Source organism: Nonomuraea sp. LP-02 (assembly GCF_036289125.1).
Taxonomy (GTDB): domain Bacteria; phylum Actinomycetota; class Actinomycetes; order Streptosporangiales; family Streptosporangiaceae; genus Nonomuraea; species Nonomuraea bangladeshensis.
The window spans coordinates 5,600,563-5,617,582 of record NZ_JAXCLK010000001.1; the positions used below are offsets into that span (position 1 = coordinate 5,600,563).

Consider the following 17,020-nt stretch of genomic DNA (forward strand, 5'->3'; position numbering starts at 1 on the left):
CGTGCGAGCCACCCGGCTCCGGTCGGTAGGCTCCATCATGTGGCTGACATCGTGATTCCCGCTGACATCAAGCCCGCCGACGGCCGCTTCGGCTGCGGGCCCTCGAAGGTTCGCCCCGAGCAACTGGCCGCGCTCGCCGCCTCCGGGGCGGAGCTCATGGGCACCTCGCACCGCCAGAAGCCGGTCAAGAACCTGGTCGGCCGCGTACGCTCCGGCCTCGCCGACCTGTTCTCGCTGCCCGAGGGCTACCAGGTGGTCCTGGGCAACGGCGGCACCACCGCGTTCTGGGACATCGCCGCCTTCGGGCTGGTGCGCGAGAAGTCGCAGCACCTGTCCTTCGGCGAGTTCTCCTCGAAGTTCGCCGCCGTCACCAAGAAGGCGCCGTGGCTGGCCGAGCCGAGCGTCATCAAGTCCGACGTCGGCACCCACCCCAGGGCGGTCGCCGAGGACGGCGTCGACGTCTACGCGCTCACCCACAACGAGACCTCGACCGGCGTCGCCATGCCGATCGAGCGGGTCGGCGGCGACGACGCCCTGGTGCTCGTGGACGCCACCTCCGGCGCGGGCGGCCTGCCGGTCGACGTCGCCGAGACCGACGTCTACTACTTCGCGCCGCAGAAGAGCTTCGCCTCCGACGGCGGCCTGTGGATCGCGCTCATGTCGCCGCGCGCCCTCGCCCGCGTCGAGGAGATCGCCGCGACCGACCGCTACGTGCCCGAGTTCTTCAGCCTGCCGATCGCGATCGACAACTCCGGCAAGGACCAGACCTACAACACCCCGGCCGTGGCCACGCTCTTCCTGCTGGCCGACCAGCTCGACTGGATGAACGGCAACGGCGGCCTGGCCTGGACCACCGCCCGCACCGCCGACTCCAGCTCGCGCCTCTACACCTGGGCCGAGAAGTCGTCCTACGCCACGCCGTTCGCCGCGCCCGAGTTCCGCTCGCAGGTGGTCGGCACGATCGACTTCAGCGACGACGTGGACGCCGCCGCCGTGGCCAAGGTGCTGCGCGCCAACGGCATCGTCGACACCGAGCCCTACCGCAAGCTGGGCCGCAACCAGCTCCGCATCGCGATGTTCCCGGCCATCGACCCGGCGGACGTCGAGGCGCTCACGACCTGCGTCGACTACGTGGTCGAGCGCCTCTAGCCTTCGAACGGCGTGATCGGGCCTCACCTGCCGCAGGGCGGGTGAGGCCCGTCCCGTTCAGCGGCCCGGGGAGCGCGAGGCCGTAGCGGCTGCCCCTGGGCTCGGAGGCGCGAGGTGCCCCTACCGGTAGGCGGGGATCTCCTTCCTGCGGCGCAGCAGCCAGCCGGCCAGCACGCCGGCGATCAGCCCGCACAGGTGTCCCTGCCAGGAGATGCCCGGCTGGTTGGGCAGCAGGCCGGCCAGGATCCCCCAGTAGGCGATGCCGACGCCCACGGCGATGACGAGGTCGAGCAGGCGCCGGTCGAACAGCCCCCGGGCCATGATGTAGCCGAAGTAGCCGAAGACCAGCCCGCTCGCGCCCACCGTGATCACCATGGGGCTCATCAGCCAGGTGCCGAGCCCGCCCAACACGATGATGATCAGGGTGGCCAGGAAGAACTTGCGCAGGTCACGCAGCCCGGCCAGGAAACCCAGCACGAGCAGCGGCAGCGAGTTGGCCATGAGGTGGCCGAAGCCGCCGTGCAGGAACGGCGCGAAGAGGATGCCGACCAGTCCGTCGCTCTCCCAGCCGACGATGCCGAAGTTGCGATCCAGCGCGCCGTTGAGGAAGACGTCGACGACCTCGACGATCCACATGATCGCGAGCATGGCTGCCACGATGAGGAACGCGCTCAACGCGCCCGAGAGCAGCGACCCCGCGCCCCGCTTGACGGAGTCGAACCTCGAACCCGAATAGTCGCTCATGCGCTCTCCCGGTAGCTTGTTCCCTCTTTCTTTACCGTAAGCGGAACGAGCTATGCGCGCGTTAAGCCCCTCCCGTCCCTGAGCGGGGACGGGAGGGCCGGAACCAGGGCGTTACTCGCCCTTCCACTGGGGGGCGCGCTTCTCCGCGAACGCGGCGGCGCCCTCCATGGCGTCCTTCGAGCCGAACACCGGGTTGATGATCGCCCCCTGCTTCTTGAACATCTCCTCCAGCGACCAGTCCTGCGACTCGATGACGACCTTCTTGGTCGCGGCGAGGGCCAGCGGCGCGTTGGCGGCGACCCTGCGGGCCAGCTCCAGCGCGCCCTCAAGGGCCTTGCCCGGCTCGGCGATCCGGTTGACCAGGCCCAGCTCGTACAGGCGCGAGGCCGGGTAGTGGTCGCCGGTCAGCGCCATCTCCATGGCCACGTGGTACGGGATCCGCCGCGGCAGCCGCATGATGCCGCCCGCGCCCGCCACGAGGCCGCGCTTGGGCTCCGGCAGGCCGAAGGTGGACTCCGCGGAGGCGACGATGAGGTCGCAGGCCAGGGCCAGCTCGAAGCCGCCGGCGAGCGCGTAGCCCTCGACGGCCGCCACCAGCGGCTTCTTCGGCGGGGACTCGGTGAGGCCGCCGAAGCCGCGTCCCTCCACCACGGGGAGGTCGCCGGTCAGGAACCCCTTCAGGTCCATGCCGGCGCAGAACGTGCCGCCCGCGCCGGTCAGGACGTACGCGGAGATCTCGGGGCGGGCGTCGAGGCCGTCCAGGGCCTCCGCGATCCCGCGCGCCACCGCGCCGTTGACCGCGTTGCGGGCCTTGGGGCGGTTGATCGTGAGGATCGCGACGTTGCCGGACTCCTCGACGAGCACTTCGTCAGACACGAGAAAGACTCCCGGGGCTACTTGGGCTGGAAGCGGATGCCGCCGTCGAAGCGGATGACCTCACCGTTCATGTAGTCGTTCTCGACCAGCGAGCGCACCAGGTGCGCGAACTCGTCGGCCCGCCCCATGCGCTTGGGGAAGACGACCGGCGCGACGAGCTTGGCCTTGAACTCCTCGGAGTTGGGCGAGAAGCCGTAGATGGGGGTGTCGATGATGCCGGGGCAGATCGTGTTCACCCGGACGCCGATGGCGGCCAGGTCGCGCGCCGCGGGCAGGGTCATGCCCACGATGCCGCCCTTGGAGGCCGAGTACGCGAGCTGGCCGGTCTGGCCCTCCAGAGCGGCGACGGAGGCGGTGTTGACGACGACGCCGCGCTGGCCGTCGGCGTCGGCCGGCTCGGTCTTGGCGATGGCGGCCGCCGCCAGGCGCATGAGGTTGAACGTGCCGATCAGGTTGACCTCGATGACCTTGCGGTAGGTGGCCGGGTTGTGCGGGTTGCCATCGCGGTTGACCGTGCGCTCGGCCCAGCCGATGCCGGCGCTGTTGACCACCACGCGGAGGGGCTTGCCGGTGGCGACGGCGGCGTCCACGGCCGCCTGCACCTGCTCCTCGTCCGACACATCGGTCTTGGCGAAGACGCCGCCGATCTCGTCGGCCACCGACTTGCCGCGCTCTTCGTTGAGGTCGGCCACGACCACGGTGGCGCCGGCGCGGGCCAGCTCGCGGGCGGTCGCCTCGCCGAGGCCGCTGGCGCCGCCGGAGATGATTGCTGAGGATCCGTTCACGTCCATAACCCGGACCCTAACCCGAGAACCGAATGAAGTTCTACTTGGGGGTGGTTAAATCTCGCCCACGGCACTGTCCACGTCGGAGTAAACCTTGATCCGGCGGTCCAGGCCCGTGGTGCGCAGGATGCGCGCGACGGGGGCCTGCGGGGCCGCGAGCGACACCCCGCCGCCCTCTCCGGTGGCCAGGCGCCAGGCCTCGATCAGCACCGACAGCCCGCTGGAGTCCATGAACGACAGCTGCTGCAGGTCGAGCACGAGCTTCGCGCTGTCCTGCTTGATGGCGTCGCGTACTTCGTCCCGGAGGAACGGTGCGGTGAACAGGTCGAGCTCTCCCTCAACGGCCACCACCACGGCGTCTCCCAGGGCATGTCGCGCAAGCCGCAGCTTCATTTGGGCCCCTCCTCGATGAGCCACTGTACTTCGACATGCCCCTTTACCGGGCATGCACAGACCCAGAACAGCCGGATAAAACGGGCGAGTTGGGACAGCCCTGGTCACGCGGCCGGGATCGTGAACCCGTACGGGAGCTCCAGGCGGTGCTCGGCCAGCAGCTCCCTGTCGGCCAGGAGCTCGCGGGTGGGCCCGTCGGCGGCGATCACCCCTCCGGAGAGGATGAGCGAGCGCTCGCACAGCTCCAGCGCGTACGGCAGGTCGTGGGTGACCATGAGCACGGTCACGTCGAGCGAGCGCAGGATCTCGGCCAGCTCCCGGCGCGCGGCCGGGTCGAGGTTGGAGGAGGGCTCGTCGAGCACCAGGATCTCGGGCTGCATGGCGAGCACGGTGGCGACGGCCACCCGGCGCCGCTGGCCGAATGACAGGTGGTGCGGAGGCCGGTCGATCGCGTCCAGCATGCCCACCCGCTCCAGGGCCTCCGTCACGACCCGGTCCAGCTCCGCGCCGCGCAGTCCGGCGTTGGCCGGGCCGAAGGCCACGTCGTCGCGGACCGTGGGCATGAAGAGCTGGTCGTCGGGGTCCTGGAAGACCAGGCCGACGCGCTGCCTGACCTCCTTGAGCGTGTCCTTGCGCACCGGGGTGCCGGCCACGGTGACGGTGCCGTGGCCGGCGGCGAGTATGCCGTTGAGATGCATGACGAGGGTGGTCTTGCCGGCGCCGTTGGGGCCGAGGAGCGCCACCCGCTCGCCGCGGGCGATCGACAGGTCCACGCCGAACAGGGCCTGCGTGCCGTCCGGATAGGCGTAGGCGAGCCGCCTGACCTCCAGAGAGTTCACCCGAGCCCTGCCAGGGAGAGTCCCAGCACGGCGAGGGCTCCGGCGGGCAGGGCGAGCGCGGTGGCCCATTGGGTGGTTGATGCCGTCATATCTGCCATTATCGGCATCCGGCCGGTGTAGCCGCGGCTCAGCATGGCCAGGTGCACCCGCTCGCCCCGCTCGTACGAGCGGATGAACAGCGCCCCCGCCGAACGGGCGATCACCGGGATGTGCCGGGCGTTCCTGGCCTCGAACCCCCGCGACTCCCGCGCCACCCGCATCCTGCGCATCTCGTCGAGGATCACGTCCATGTAGCGCAGCATGAACATGGCGATCTGCACGAGCAGGTCCGGCAGCCGCAGCCGCTGCGCGCCGAGCAGGATCACCCGCGGCTCCGTGGTGGCGGCCAGCAGGATGGAGGCCACCACGCCGAGTGTGGCCTTGGCGAGGATGTTCCAGGCCGCCCAGAGCCCTTCCACGCTCAGCGAGAGGCCGAGCACGCTCACCCGCTCCCCCAGTCCGATGACCGGGATGAGCACCGCGAACAGCACGAACGGCACCTCGATCACCATCCGCCTGGCGATGTGCCCGGCCGGCACCCGGGCGGCCGCCGCGACCGCGCCGAGCAGCACGGCGTAGACGGCGAACGCCCAGAACCGCTCCCGCGGGGTGGCCACCACCACGATCGCGAACGCGAGGACCGCCAGCAGCTTGCACTGCGGCGGCAGCCGGTGCACGACGGAGTCGCCCGGCAGGTGGAGCCGGTGGTGGTGGCCCGAGCTCACGTCGTCACGCCCTGACGCCGTCGCGGTTCCTGGCGGCGAAGGCCACCGCTCCGGCGATGAGCAGCACCAGCCCGACGCCGATGATCCCGGCGATGCCGACCGGGATCCCGCCGACCTCGCCGTAGTCGGCCAGCGCCCACCCGCCGAAGGCGTGCTCGCCGGCCTGCTCGCCGAAGCCCTGGTTCTCGGCCACGGCCTCCAGCCCGTCGGGGTCGGGCGAAGCGACGAACGACACGAGCCCGGCCAGCAGCAGCGTCACGCCGACGCCGCCGAGCAGGAACGGCTTGAGCCGCCCTCCCGCCGGGGCCGCCGCGGGCTCGGGCGCGCCGGAGCCCGCGACGGTCGTGCTCTCGCCGTCCGCGCCGCGCAGCACCAGCGGCTTGGCCAGGCCGCGGGCGCCGTACACGAGGTCGGGCCGGACGGCCAGGACCGCGCCCACGGTGACCGCCGTGATGACGCCCTCGCCGATGCCGATGAGCAGGTGCACGCCGCCCATCGCGGCCGCGACCGCGCCGACCGAGATCGGCGCGGTGCCGCCGAGCCAGAACAGCAGCGTGAACACCAGCGCCGAGGCCGGTACGGAGACCAGCGCCGCCAGGAAGGCCGCCGCCGTCACCCCGCCCTTGCCCCGCGCGAAGCCGGTGACCACGCGGAAGACCGCCCATCCGGCGAGCACGGTGACCAGGCCCATGATCGTGACGTTGACGCCCAGCGCGGTCAGCCCGCCGTCGGCGAAGAACACGGCCTGGACGAGGAGGACCACGGCCATGCACAACACGCCGGTGTAGGGCCCGACGAGTATCGCGGCGAGCGCCCCTCCCAGCAGGTGCCCGCTGGTGCCGGCCGCGACGGGGAAGTTGAGCATCTGGACGGCGAAGATGAAGGCCGCGACCAGCCCGGCCATGGGTGCGGTGCGGTCGTCGAGCTCCCGCCGCGCTCCGCGCAGGCACACGGCGACCCCGGCCGCCGCCACGGCTCCGGCGGAAACCGACGTCGCCACATTGAAGAACCCATCAGGTACGTGCACGACCTTGCCTCCCAAAAAGGGGACGACCCGCCAAATGGGGACGAACAACCCCCTACTTTAGGACATGGTGTTGCACCTGCACATAGGTGGCAATTACTTGAGAATGCGCCTGGCGAGGTTCCTGGCCGACATCCGCCTGACCACCGCGCTCAGCCGTCCCTTGCCCGACGTCGCGTACGGCCGCACGCTGCGCAGCAGGGCGGCCCCCGGCCACCGGCGCGGCGCGGCGACCGCGTCCGCGTCGGCCTCGATCCTGAACCGCGCGGGCGGACCACCGAGATCGAGCTCCAGGTAGGCGTCCCAGGTGCCGGGCGCGAGCCGTCCGATCGCGGGCCGGGCCGTGAAAGCGCCGCCGGGCAGCGCCGTCACCGGCTCGGCCCGCTCGCGCCCGCTGCGCCGCTCGCGCCAGACGAGCTGCCGGACCGCCGCGGCGGACGGGGTGGACCCGGCGACGCTCACCTCGCCGTGCACCTGCAGCCGGTGCCCGAGCGACCAGCGGGTGCGCAGCAGCCGCACCTCGCCGGGCACGTCGACCACGTGCCCGCCGACGTCGATGCTCAGGTTGCCGTTGTCGCGGGTGAAATAAGGGAGCACCGCCATCTCGCCCACCAGCCTGGGCTCGGGGCGGGCGACGCCCTTGTCGCGCTCGGCGCCGAGGCGGCCGTGACGTACCACGCCCTCCAGCTCGACGGCGACCCGGAGATCCCAGATGCCGGAGTCGAGCGCCGCCACGTCGATCGGGGCGACGAACTCGCCGCCCTTGCGCCGGGCGGGCACGACCAGCTCGGCGTGCGGGTCGTAGCGCGAGCGCAGGACCAGGGTGACCCCGTCGTCCCTGCTGATGCCGTCGAGGCGGGCGGCTCCCGTCACCACCAGGCGGTCGCCGTCCCAGCGCAGCCCGGTCAGCCGGCGGCGTACGGTGGCGCTCTCGATGCGGGCCAGGCGCACCAGCCGGTCGATGTCGTCGAGCGCGCCCGCCCGCTGCCGGTCGATGCTGTTGAGCCGCTCGTGCACGCCCGGGGTGTACCACTCCTCGCACAGGGCGGCGACCTCGCGGGCGATGTCCTTGCGCCGGATGTCGTCGCTCTCCAGGAAGACCGAGCCGAGCTGGGCGAAGGCGTCGAGCCTGAAGTGCCGGCGCAGCAGGTGGTCGCGGAGCGCGCCGGGCGGGATGTGCCGGGCCATGAGCCGGATCGGCTCGCGGATCATGGCGAGCCACGCGAGCGGGTCGCGGCTGCCGGGCTGCTGCATGATGCTGCTGCCGTCGGGCCTGGACACCAGGTGGTAGCAGTCGTAGTCGGCGACCACGGAGATGGCCCGGGCGTGGCAGTAGGCATGGACGGTGAAGATGATGTCCTCGCCGACGAGCATGCCCTCGCCGAAGCGGATGCGGTGGCGCTCCAGCAGGTCCCTGCGGAACAGCTTGAAGCAGCTCAGGCTGTTGTAGACGGTGCTGTCGCCGAGGTCGGCGCGGTCGGCGTTGTGCTGGAACATCGACTGCGGCGCGCGGCGGCCGTGCCCGACGATCTTGCCGAGGACGATGTCGGAGCCGTTGCGGTCGCCCATGGCCACCATGCGTTCCAGCGCCTCGGGGCCGAGGTAGTCGTCGGCGTCGCAGAAGAACACGTAGCGGCCGGTGGCGTGCTCGATGCCGACGTTGCGCGGGCGGCCGGCGCCGCCGCCGCCCCTGATGTGCACGACGCGCACGCTGTCCCTGTGGTAGGCGGCGTAGAGGTCGAGCAGGCCGGCGCTGCCGTCGGTGGAGCCGTCGTCCACCACGACGATCTCCTTCTTCACCCGCTGCACCAGCACGGATGTGAGGCATCGGTCCAGGTAGTCGCGGCAGTTGTGTGCGGGGATGACGACACTGACGTCCACCGCGTCGTCGTTGCCAGTCGCCGGCATCGCTCCACCACTCCCGTGATCACTGTCAGTCGCGTTGTGGTCTCAGTATGTGACCAAGACGCGACCTCCGGGGGGCCGATCGGCTGTCTTCGTCTCCGGCTTTTTGCAGACAACGGATAATGGCCGCATTTCGCCGATAAGCACCGGCAGGGCCGCCAATTGCCGCATTACCTCGCTACCGAACGCGGCTCAGGAAAGAGGTTTTCCCTCCCGGTGGTAGAAACCTCTCCGGCGGGTGCACTGAGGTACTCCCATACGGACGGTGTGATCCACTCAGGGGGTACGCGCGTCTACAGTTAGGCAACCGTGACCGGGAGGTGGCAGGAAATGGGATCGGCCGTGCATGTCGCTGAGTTCATCGTCTCCTCGGCTCGGTTGACCGAGTTGCACGAATGCTCGGCGCTGCTCCGCCGGACGAGGAAGCGCGCCGAGGAGATCGTCGGCGAGGCCCGCGCGCTGCTGGCCGAGGCCGAGCTGAGCGGCGACGCCGAACGCGTCCTCGCCCTGCGCGCGGACGTGGAGCGGGCGCGGCAGTCGTACTGCAAGGTGCTGAACGCCTATGTGGTGATCTGCGGGCGCATCACCGAGGAGCGCCGGGCCATCGTGGAGGCGCAGTTCGCGCGAGATTCGCGGCACCAGGGCTTGTCAGGAGTCGCCTGACGGGCGTATCGTCAGGCCATGCCTGACTGGAAAGACAAACTCCGCTGCTCCTTCTGCCACAAGAGAAGCGCGGAAGTGAGCAAACTCATCGCAGGCCCCGGTGTACACATTTGCAACGAATGCGTAGACCTGTGCAACGCAATCCTGGAAAGCGAACGCACCACCGCTTCCCCGGAGCCCCGGCTTCCCGCCTGGGAATCCATGTCCGATCAGGAAATCCTCGACCATCTGCCGAAAATCGCCGCCGTACAGGCTCAGGTGGACGACAATCTGCACGACTGGGTCGCGCAACTCCGCGACCGGAACGTGAGCTGGGAACGCATCGGCGCCGCGCTCGGCATGACGCGGCAGTCGGCGTGGGAACGGTTCAGATCCGAGGGCCCGGTCGGTAATCCCGTGTGACCCTTGGGGCGTCTCATCGGCAGGGAGGCTGATGATGCGCGTCCTCGGCGGCCTCGCCGCGCCGGACCTCGACGAGCTCCGCCTGGAGCTGGTGCTGGTCCTCGCGCTGCACGAAGAGGCGGAACGGCTCGGCGCCCCGGCGCAGGAAGCCGGTTAGAAACGGGCTCCAGCTCCCCGTCCGCGCACGGGGAGCTGGAGCAGGGGGCCCTTGCCCCTGTCACTCCCCCGCGCGGCCCCGGGCGCGGAAGGCGGCCGTCTTGACGCGGTTCTGGCAGGCGGTGGAGCAGAACCTGCGGGCGCCGTTGCGCGAGACGTCCACGTAGACGCGGTCGCAGTGCGGCGCCGTGCACACCCCGAGCCGGTCGGCGAACTCGCTGCCGAGCACGATGGCGAGGCCCATCGCGCAGCTCGCCCCCCACTCGCCGGCCGTGGTGCCGCCGGGGCCGTGGAAGTGCAGGTGCCAGGGCTCGCCGTCGTGCCGTTCGAGCATCGGGCGGGCGTGAAACTCCTCCAGCAGCCCGTTGACCGTGATCGCGGCGGTGTCGACGTCATCGGCCGCGACGGCGGCGAAGACCGCGCGCAGGCGGGCGGCGACCGCGGCCAGCTCGCCACCCTCGGCGGCGCTCACCGCCCGGTGCGTCCGGTAGACGGTCCGCAGGGCATCGGTGGCCGCGACGCCGACCTCGGCGGGCCCCGGGTAGGGGCGTCCGCGCTGCTCGCCGGGGGTCAGGGCGTTCACCAACGCCACCGTCACCCGGACCACTCCATCGGTGTGACTGTTGAAGTCCAATTGACCGGTTACACCTTCGCGCTCTATGTTGTGACTGACGAAAGCATAAACGACAGTCACAAGGAGATGTCTGTGCTCACTCACGATGCCGCACGGGAGTGGATCGCGCGCTGGGACCGCCAGCAGGAGGGCTACCTGCCCGACCGCGAGGAGCGCTTCACCGCCCTGATCGACGCCCTCGAAGCCCTGGGCCGGCCCGATCCGCTGGTCATCGACCTGGGGTGCGGGCCGGGGTCGCTGTCGGCGCGGATCGTCGAGCGGCTGCCCGGGGCCAGGGTCGTGTCCGTGGACGCCGACCCGCTGCTGCTCGGGCTCGGCCGGGCGGCCTACCCGGGGCTCACGTTCGTCCCCGCCGACCTGCGCACGCCCGGCTGGAGCGACCTGCTCGGCCTCGACCGGCCCGCGGACGCCGCCGTCAGCACGACGGCGCTGCACTGGATCTCCGGCCCCGACCTGCTCAGGGTCTACACCGAGCTGGCCGGGGTGCTCCGCCCCGGCGGGCTGCTGCTCAACGGCGACCACCTGGACAGCGACGACGTCACGCCCGAGCTGGCCCGGCTGGAGCGCGCGCTGCACGAGCGCGAGGCCGAGCGGGTGTTCGGCGCCGAGCGGCCGGAGGACTGGCGCGCCTGGTGGGACGCCGTCAGCGCGGACCCGGCACTCGCCGAGCTCGACCGCGAACGGACCACGGCCGGGGCGGACCACCACGGCTCGGAGTCCCACCTGCTGTCGGAGCACGTCGAGGCGCTGCGGGCGGCCGGGTTCGCCGAGGTGGGCACGCTCTGGCAGCGCGGCAACAACCGGCTGCTCTGCGCCGTACGCGGGTGACCCCGCCGGGCGACACTCAGGTATGACAAGACTTCCTACTTCAGTCGGATGTTCTTGTCGGACTGGCTGGCCGATGATCGAGTCCCCCGACGATGGGAATCGTGATGCGAAGACCAGTCCTGATCCTCGCCCTCCTCCTGGGTCTCGCCGCGCCGCTCGCGCCGGCGACCGCGGCCGGCGCGACGGGCGCGGCGCCGGCCGTGCAATGGGCCCCCTGCGCGGAGAACGCCGCCGTCGAGTGCGGAACGCTGACCGTCCCGATCGATTGGAACAACCCGCGCGGCGGGACCTTCGAGCTGGCCCTCGCCCGGCGCAGGGCGAGCGACCCGGCCGCCCGCGTCGGCTCCCTGGTGATCAACCCCGGCGGCCCCGGCGGCTCCGGCGTGGACGCCGTGCTGCAGGACTGGCTCGGCTTCACCCCCGAGATCACCAGCCGGTTCGACGTGGTCGGCTTCGACCCGCGCGGCGTGGCCCGCAGCCACCCCATCACCTGCTCCCTGGAGCTCGCCGCCCAGACCCCCGACCCGACCGCGATGCGCGGCCAGGCTGACTGGAACGCGATGCTGGCCTTCAACCGGCGCTACGCCGACGACTGCCGCCGGCGTACCGGGCCGCTGTTCGACCACGTCCACACCGGTAACGTGATCCGCGACCTCGACGCCCTGCGCGCCGCGCTCGGCGACGACAAGCTGACCTACTACGGCGTCTCCTACGGCACGCTGATCGGCCAGCTCTACGCCGAGCGCTACCCCCGCCGGGTCCGCGCCCTCGCGCTCGACAGCAACATGGACCACAGCCTCGGCACCCAGGCGTTCCTGGACACCGAGTCGTGGACCGCGCAGGACTCCTTCGACGAGTTCGTGGCCTGGTGCGGCCGGACCGACACGTGCGCGCTGCACGGCAGGGACGTCCGCGCGCTCTGGCACGAGCTGCTGGCGAGGGCCGAGCGCGGCGAGCTGACCTTCCCCGGGCAGCCCGAGATCGTGCTGCGCAAGCTCGACCTCATCGGGATGGCCTTCAGCTCCTTCTACGGGCCGGTCTGGCAGCCGTTCGCCGAGTTGCTGGCGGCCATGGAGAGCGGCACGGGGACGGTGAGCCCCCTCCTCGCCCCGATGACCGCCAAGAAGGCCGCCGCCGAGGAGACCTTCAACGACGCGGGCTTCGTCTTCTGCCAGGACTACGCGCTGCCCGTACGCGACTTCCGCGAATGGGACCGGCTGCTGCGCAGGTCGGCGGCCATCGCCCCGGACATGCTGATCAGCAGCGCGGCGCATCCGCTGACGCTGAACTGCCTGGGCACGCGCACGCCGAACCCGCAGCACCGGCTCAAGGTGGACGGTTCGCCGACGCTGCTGGTCGGCAACGCCCTGCACGACCCCGCCACGCCCTACCCGTGGGCGGTCAACGCGGCGGCGCAGATCGGGCGGGAGGCCCGGCTGCTGACGTACGAAGGGTGGGGGCACGGCATCTACGGCCGCGGTGACTGCCCGACGGCCGCCTTCGACCGCTACCTGGTCTCCGGCGAGCTGCCGGCCAAGGGCGCCCGCTGCCCGGCGGTACCGCCCGCCGAGATGAGCGCCAGGAGCGCGCAGCGCCCGTACCCGGGTCCGCGGCCCGGCCTGCCCGGCTGGACGTACGCCCGCCGGTGACCTGCCCCTAGCTCCGGCCGCCCGCCTCGACGCGCTCGCGGAGTGCGTCGAGGCGGTTCATGGCCGGGGTGGCGGTGATGCCGTGCAGGACGACCGAGACCACCACGGTGAAGGCGGTCACCGCCCACAGCTCCTCCGCCGGCACGCCGAAGTCGGCGTGGCCCAGCGCGTACGCCAGGTAGAACAGCGACCCGATCCCCCGGATGCCGAAGAACGAGATGACCCCCCGCTCCCGTGGCCCGGCCGGGCCGCGGAGCTGGGAGAGCCAGCCGGCCAGCGGGCGGATGACCAGGAGCAGCAGCAGGCCGACGGCGGCGCCGCCCCAGGTGAGCGGGGCCAGGCCGCCGGCCGCAACAAAGCCGCCGAGCAGGAGCAGCAGCCAGGCGGTGAAGAGCCGTTCGAGCTGCTCGACGAAGCCGTGCAGGACGCTGTTGTAGCCGTGGCCGTGCTCGACCCGGCGGATGGCGCAGGCGGTGACGAACACGGCGATGAAGCCGTAGCCGCCGGCCAGCTCGGTCACGCCGTACGCGAGGAGGGTGGCGGCCAGTGCCACGAACCCGTCGCGGCGCTCGGCCAGGCGCAGCTCCTCCGCCGGCGAGTGGAAGGTCAGCCGGCCGATCAGGCGGCCGATGAGCAGGCCGCAGACCACGCCGGCGACGACCCGGTAGAGCACGTCGGTCAGCGCCCATGCGCCCAGCCAGCCCGTGCCGCCGGCGGTGGCGAGGGCGATGGCGGCGTACACGATGGGGAAGGCGAGGCCGTCGTTCAGCCCGGCCTCGGAGGTGAGGGCGAAGCGGACCTCGTCGTCGGCGTTCTCGGCGTCGACCGGCTCGCCGACGCTGACGTCGGAGGCGAGCACCGGGTCGGTCGGTGCGAGCACCGCCCCGAGCAGCAGCGCGGCGGCGAGCGGCCAGCCGAGTATGCCCGTCGCGGCGGCGGCCACCCCGGCGACGGTCAGCGGCATGGCCCAGCCGAGCAGCCGCCACGTGGTCGACCAGCTCCGTAACCCGACGGCCCGGTTCAGCGCCAGCCCGGCGCCCATGAGCGAGACCAGCACGCAGATCTCGGTGACGTGCTCGACGGCCGTCCGGTGGACGACGGGGTCGGGCTCGGGGAGCCCGATCGGCAGCAGGTACAGCGCCATGCCGGCGAGCAGGTACACCAGGGGAAGCGAGAGCGCCCGGCGGGCGAGCAGGCCGGGCAGGACGGCGGCGAGCAGCGCGGCGGCGCCGGCGAGGGCCAGGACAAGATCAGGGGAGGACATCAGCCAGGTCACTTCCCTGCCCGGCCGCCGACAGTCGTGCCGCCGCCGCGACCTTTTTATCCAACCTTGGGGTGACTGATCCTTCGCCGAAGACGCGGGCTGTGATGTCCTGACCAGCGGGGGAGGGGCGTGAAGACACGTTTGGGGCATTCGCTCCGCAGCCGGCTGGCACTGTACGCGGCCATCGTGATGCTGCTGCTGAACGTGGTGGTCAGCGCGTTCGTGGTGGAGGGCGTCCGGAACCAGGCCGCGGTCGCCCACGCGCACGAGACGTCGAACAGGGCCCTGTTCGTGCTCCTCCTGATCAAACGTGGCCGCCTCGGCGCGACCCTGCCGTCCAACGGCCTCGACGGCATCCAGGTGCTCGATCCGGCCGGCCGGCCGATCTCCTCGACCCCCAACCTGGCCGGGCAGCCCCGGCAGACGGACATCGTCCCACGCGGAACCATGGCCAGCGACGTCGCCGACGAGGTCTGCGACCTGCCCGCCTTCCCCGGCTCCTGCAAGACGGTGGCCGGGCTGACCGCCTTCCAGCCGGACGGCGACTACCACATCCTCGCCTTCTCCCCCGCCGTTCCCTGGTACGTCAGCCCGCGCCTGATCATCTTCCAGCTGTGCGTCACGGCGCTGCTGGTCGCGCTGTCCTATTTCGGGGTCTTCCACATCGTGGCCAAGACGCTCGCCCCGGTCAGCGCCATCACGAGGAGGCTGGCCGACATCACCGCGAGCGGCGACGGCCCGATGCGCCTGCCCGTCCCGCAGCACGACGACGAGATCAGGGACCTCGCCGTGACCGGCAACCACATGCTGGAGCGGCTGGAGAAGGCGAGGCACCAGCAGGAGCTCGCGATGGAGCGGCAGCGCAGGTTCGCCACCGACGCCTCACACGACCTGCGCAGCCCGATCACGGCCATGCGCACGCAGGTCGAGGACGCGCTGCTCCACCCCGAGGACACCGACTGGCCGGAGACCGGGCGGGAGGTGCTGACCAGCCTGGACCGGCTCCAGGCCATCGTCGGCGACCTGCTCACCCTCACCAAGCTGGACGCCGGCGCGCCCTCCAGCCGGGAGCCGGTGAACCTCGGCGAGCTGGTCGCCGCCGAGACCGCCCGGCCCCGCGCCAAGCAGGTGATCACCAGCCTGCAGCCGGGCGTCGTCGTCAGCGGCGACCCGCTCCAGCTCGGCCGCCTGCTCACCAATCTGCTGGACAACGCCGAACGGCACGCCGAGCGGCAGATCCTCGTCACCGTGCGGCAGCAGGACGGGGAGGCCGTGCTGGAGGTGCTGGACGACGGCGCCGGCATCGCGCCCGAGCACCGCGAGCTGGTCTTCCAGCGCTTCACCCGCCTGGACGCCTCCCGCAGCAGGGACGCGGGAGGCACCGGGCTCGGTCTGCCGATCGCCCGCGAGATCGCCCGCGCGCACGGCGGCACGCTGACGATCGAGGACTCCGACACGGGCGCCCGCTTCGTGCTGCGGCTGCCGGCCTTGGGCGGGCGCTGATCGCGAGAACGCGCTCTCTCAGGAACGCGACCATTTCTGGTTGGCGCCGCCGCCGCAGTCCCAGATCTGCAGGCGGGTGCCGTTGGCCGAGCTCACGTCGGTCGCGTCGAGGCACCTCCCTGACTGGGGGTTGACGATCTGGCCGTTGCCGGAGTTGTACGTCCACTTCTGGGCGCCGGTGCCGTTGCAGTCGTAGAGCTGCACCTTCGCGCCGTTGGCCGTGGAGCCGCTGGTGACGTCCATGCACTTGCCGAGCGCCCGCACCGAGCCGTCGGCGTTCCACGACCAGTTCTGGGCGCCTGTGCCGTTGCAGTCCCAGAGCTGTACGGCGGTGCCGTTGGCGGTGGCGGCCCCGGCCACGTCGACACACTTGCCGCCGATGCCGGTGATCCGGCCGCCGGTGCCGGTGTCGGTGGGCGGGGCGTAGACGCGGACGTAGTCGACGGTCATCGTCTGCGGGAACGTGGTGGTCCCGTCGGGGTAGCCGGGCCAGTTGCCGCCGACCGCGACGTTCAGGATCATGAAGAACGGGTGGTCGAAGACCCAGCGGTTGCCGCCGAGGTCGGCGGGGGTGCGCCGCTGGTACTCCACGCCGTCCACGTACCAGACGATCAGGTTGGGCGACCAGTCGACGGCGAAGGTGTGGAAGGCGTCGGCGAACGCGCCGCCGATCGTGTACCCCGCGCCGATGCCGCCCCCGCCGGAGTAGCCGGGGCCGTGGATGGTGCCGTGGACGGTGTTCGGCTCGCGGCCGATGTTCTCCATGATGTCGATCTCGCCGCTGTTGGGCCAGCCGACCGAGCCGATGTCGTTGCCCAGCATCCAGAAGGCCGGCCAGATGCCCTGGCCCCTGGGGATCTTCATGCGGGCCTCGAAGCGGCCGTAGGCGCGGGTGAAGGTGGCGGCGGTGAGCAGCCGGGCCGAGGTGTACTGGCAGGTGCCGTAGTGGCACTGGTAGCCGGCCGGGTTCTCGCGGCGGGCCGTGATCACCAGGTTGCCCGAGCCGTCGAGGGCGGCGTTGCGGGTGCTGTCGGTGTAGTACTGCTGCTCGTTGTTGCCCCAGCCGCCGCCGCCGATGTCGAAGCGCCATTTCGCGGCGTTCACGGCGCTGCCGGCGGCTCCGTCGAACTCGTCGGACCACACCAGCGGGCCGGGGGCGGGGGCGGCGCTCGCGGTGCCGGCCAGGGGCACGAGCAGGGCGAGCACCGAGACGAGCGCGGCGCCGACGGCGAGGAGCGTTCGGGGTGTTCGGGGGGTGCGGATCATTCGGGTTACCTCACGAATCCACGAGTCGTGATTTTACGGAAACCTTCCGACAACATCACCGGCCCTGTCAAGAGAGCGCTCTCTCATTTTCTCGCCCCCCGCGGAAACGGCTTCGCTTCGAAGTAGCAACCGTTAGGACATCTCGCCGAAATCAATGGTTCAGAGACTGGCGAATC

The 17,020-nt window shown here is 71.4% G+C and carries 18 protein-coding genes; 7 read left to right on the plus strand and 11 right to left on the minus strand.

Annotated features, from left to right (window positions below):
- The first annotated feature begins 39 nt into the window (after window positions 1–39).
- Window positions 40–1,149: a phosphoserine transaminase gene (gene serC / locus SMD20_RS26000; RefSeq protein ID WP_329585687.1), complete on the plus strand. Its 1,110-nt coding sequence runs from the start codon at window positions 40–42 to the stop codon at window positions 1,147–1,149.
- Window positions 1,150–1,269: 120 nt separating this feature from the next.
- On the opposite strand, the gene SMD20_RS26005 is transcribed toward serC, so the two are convergent.
- The 8 genes from SMD20_RS26005 to SMD20_RS26040 all read right to left on the minus strand — a co-directional run bounded on the left by SMD20_RS26005 (window position 1,270) and on the right by SMD20_RS26040 (window position 8,482).
- Window positions 1,270–1,893 (minus strand): rhomboid family intramembrane serine protease, encoded by a 624-nt coding sequence (locus SMD20_RS26005; protein WP_329585689.1) that lies wholly within the window; start codon window positions 1,891–1,893, stop codon window positions 1,270–1,272.
- 111 nt (window positions 1,894–2,004) lie between these two features.
- Window positions 2,005–2,769: a crotonase/enoyl-CoA hydratase family protein gene (locus SMD20_RS26010; protein ID WP_329585692.1), complete on the minus strand. Its 765-nt coding sequence runs from the start codon at window positions 2,767–2,769 to the stop codon at window positions 2,005–2,007.
- Between the two features lie 17 nt (window positions 2,770–2,786).
- Window positions 2,787–3,560, minus strand: coding sequence for an SDR family NAD(P)-dependent oxidoreductase (locus tag SMD20_RS26015; protein ID WP_329585694.1), 774 nt, complete (start codon window positions 3,558–3,560; stop codon window positions 2,787–2,789).
- A gap of 48 nt (window positions 3,561–3,608) precedes the next feature.
- The gene (locus tag SMD20_RS26020; RefSeq protein WP_091080528.1) at window positions 3,609–3,947 is read right to left on the minus strand and encodes an STAS domain-containing protein; all 339 of its coding nucleotides are present in this window, start codon (window positions 3,945–3,947) and stop codon (window positions 3,609–3,611) included.
- Between the two features lie 104 nt (window positions 3,948–4,051).
- On the minus strand, window positions 4,052–4,786 hold the full coding sequence (locus SMD20_RS26025; RefSeq protein WP_329585700.1) for an energy-coupling factor ABC transporter ATP-binding protein: 735 nt from the start codon (window positions 4,784–4,786) through the stop codon (window positions 4,052–4,054).
- Window positions 4,783–5,550, minus strand: coding sequence for a cobalt ECF transporter T component CbiQ (gene cbiQ, locus SMD20_RS26030; protein ID WP_329585702.1), 768 nt, complete (start codon window positions 5,548–5,550; stop codon window positions 4,783–4,785). The genes SMD20_RS26025 and cbiQ overlap by 4 nt, the downstream gene beginning before the upstream one ends.
- Before the next feature lie 4 nt (window positions 5,551–5,554).
- Window positions 5,555–6,577 (minus strand): energy-coupling factor ABC transporter permease, encoded by a 1,023-nt coding sequence (locus SMD20_RS26035; RefSeq protein ID WP_329585705.1) that lies wholly within the window; start codon window positions 6,575–6,577, stop codon window positions 5,555–5,557.
- Window positions 6,578–6,670: 93 nt separating this feature from the next.
- A complete protein-coding gene (locus SMD20_RS26040) occupies window positions 6,671–8,482 on the minus strand; it encodes a glycosyltransferase family 2 protein (RefSeq protein WP_329585707.1) in 1,812 nt (603 codons plus the stop codon).
- Between the two features lie 339 nt (window positions 8,483–8,821).
- Here SMD20_RS26040 and SMD20_RS26045 point away from each other — a divergent pair, with 339 nt between their 5' ends.
- Genes SMD20_RS26045 through SMD20_RS26055 form a run of 3 tightly spaced genes read left to right on the plus strand, consistent with a single transcriptional unit; the run spans window position 8,822 to window position 9,701 of the window.
- Entirely contained in the window at window positions 8,822–9,142 is a 321-nt protein-coding gene (locus tag SMD20_RS26045; RefSeq protein ID WP_329585708.1) for a hypothetical protein, read from the plus strand.
- 18 nt (window positions 9,143–9,160) lie between these two features.
- Window positions 9,161–9,544 (plus strand): ClpX C4-type zinc finger protein, encoded by a 384-nt coding sequence (locus SMD20_RS26050; protein ID WP_329585711.1) that lies wholly within the window; start codon window positions 9,161–9,163, stop codon window positions 9,542–9,544.
- A gap of 31 nt (window positions 9,545–9,575) precedes the next feature.
- Window positions 9,576–9,701, plus strand: coding sequence for a hypothetical protein (locus SMD20_RS26055; protein WP_281249570.1), 126 nt, complete (start codon window positions 9,576–9,578; stop codon window positions 9,699–9,701).
- 60 nt (window positions 9,702–9,761) lie between these two features.
- Here the strand turns inward: SMD20_RS26055 and SMD20_RS26060 are convergent, their stop codons facing one another.
- Window positions 9,762–10,298 carry a CGNR zinc finger domain-containing protein gene (locus SMD20_RS26060; RefSeq protein ID WP_329585716.1) on the minus strand — a complete coding sequence of 179 codons (537 nt, stop codon included), beginning with the start codon at window positions 10,296–10,298 and terminating at the stop codon, window positions 9,762–9,764.
- 102 nt (window positions 10,299–10,400) lie between these two features.
- Here SMD20_RS26060 and SMD20_RS26065 point away from each other — a divergent pair, with 102 nt between their 5' ends.
- Together SMD20_RS26065 and SMD20_RS26070 are read left to right on the plus strand one after the other, a co-directional pair.
- The gene (locus tag SMD20_RS26065; RefSeq protein WP_329585719.1) at window positions 10,401–11,162 is read left to right on the plus strand and encodes a class I SAM-dependent methyltransferase; all 762 of its coding nucleotides are present in this window, start codon (window positions 10,401–10,403) and stop codon (window positions 11,160–11,162) included.
- Window positions 11,163–11,266: 104 nt separating this feature from the next.
- The gene (locus SMD20_RS26070) at window positions 11,267–12,811 is read left to right on the plus strand and encodes an alpha/beta hydrolase (protein WP_329585722.1); all 1,545 of its coding nucleotides are present in this window, start codon (window positions 11,267–11,269) and stop codon (window positions 12,809–12,811) included.
- Window positions 12,812–12,818: 7 nt separating this feature from the next.
- Here the strand turns inward: SMD20_RS26070 and SMD20_RS26075 are convergent, their stop codons facing one another.
- A complete protein-coding gene (locus SMD20_RS26075) occupies window positions 12,819–14,075 on the minus strand; it encodes a cation:proton antiporter (protein WP_329585725.1) in 1,257 nt (418 codons plus the stop codon).
- A 129-nt stretch (window positions 14,076–14,204) separates the two neighbouring features.
- Between SMD20_RS26075 and SMD20_RS26080 the strand changes: the two genes are divergently transcribed.
- Window positions 14,205–15,578 carry a sensor histidine kinase gene (locus SMD20_RS26080; RefSeq protein ID WP_329585727.1) on the plus strand — a complete coding sequence of 458 codons (1,374 nt, stop codon included), beginning with the start codon at window positions 14,205–14,207 and terminating at the stop codon, window positions 15,576–15,578.
- An 18-nt stretch (window positions 15,579–15,596) separates the two neighbouring features.
- Here SMD20_RS26080 and SMD20_RS26085 read toward each other — a convergent pair whose 3' ends face one another.
- The gene (locus SMD20_RS26085) at window positions 15,597–16,844 is read right to left on the minus strand and encodes an RICIN domain-containing protein (protein ID WP_329585730.1); all 1,248 of its coding nucleotides are present in this window, start codon (window positions 16,842–16,844) and stop codon (window positions 15,597–15,599) included.
- Between the last annotated feature and the right edge of the window lie 176 nt (window positions 16,845–17,020).

What these genes read in the sequence shown, in the direction of transcription:
- SMD20_RS26005 (WP_329585689.1), bottom strand. Translation starts at nt 1,893, where the DNA reads ATGAGCGACTATTCGGGTTCGAGGTTCGACTCCGTCAAGCGGGGCGCG.
- SMD20_RS26015 (WP_329585694.1), bottom strand. Translation starts at nt 3,560, where the DNA reads ATGGACGTGAACGGATCCTCAGCAATCATCTCCGGCGGCGCCAGCGGC.
- SMD20_RS26020 (WP_091080528.1), bottom strand. Translation starts at nt 3,947, where the DNA reads ATGAAGCTGCGGCTTGCGCGACATGCCCTGGGAGACGCCGTGGTGGTG.
- SMD20_RS26040 (WP_329585707.1), bottom strand. Translation starts at nt 8,482, where the DNA reads ATGCCGGCGACTGGCAACGACGACGCGGTGGACGTCAGTGTCGTCATC.
- SMD20_RS26050 (WP_329585711.1), top strand. Translation starts at nt 9,161, where the DNA reads ATGCCTGACTGGAAAGACAAACTCCGCTGCTCCTTCTGCCACAAGAGA.
- SMD20_RS26055 (WP_281249570.1), top strand. Translation starts at nt 9,576, where the DNA reads ATGATGCGCGTCCTCGGCGGCCTCGCCGCGCCGGACCTCGACGAGCTC.
- SMD20_RS26065 (WP_329585719.1), top strand. Translation starts at nt 10,401, where the DNA reads ATGTCTGTGCTCACTCACGATGCCGCACGGGAGTGGATCGCGCGCTGG.
- SMD20_RS26070 (WP_329585722.1), top strand. Translation starts at nt 11,267, where the DNA reads ATGCGAAGACCAGTCCTGATCCTCGCCCTCCTCCTGGGTCTCGCCGCG.
- SMD20_RS26075 (WP_329585725.1), bottom strand. Translation starts at nt 14,075, where the DNA reads ATGTCCTCCCCTGATCTTGTCCTGGCCCTCGCCGGCGCCGCCGCGCTG.
- SMD20_RS26085 (WP_329585730.1), bottom strand. Translation starts at nt 16,844, where the DNA reads ATGATCCGCACCCCCCGAACACCCCGAACGCTCCTCGCCGTCGGCGCC.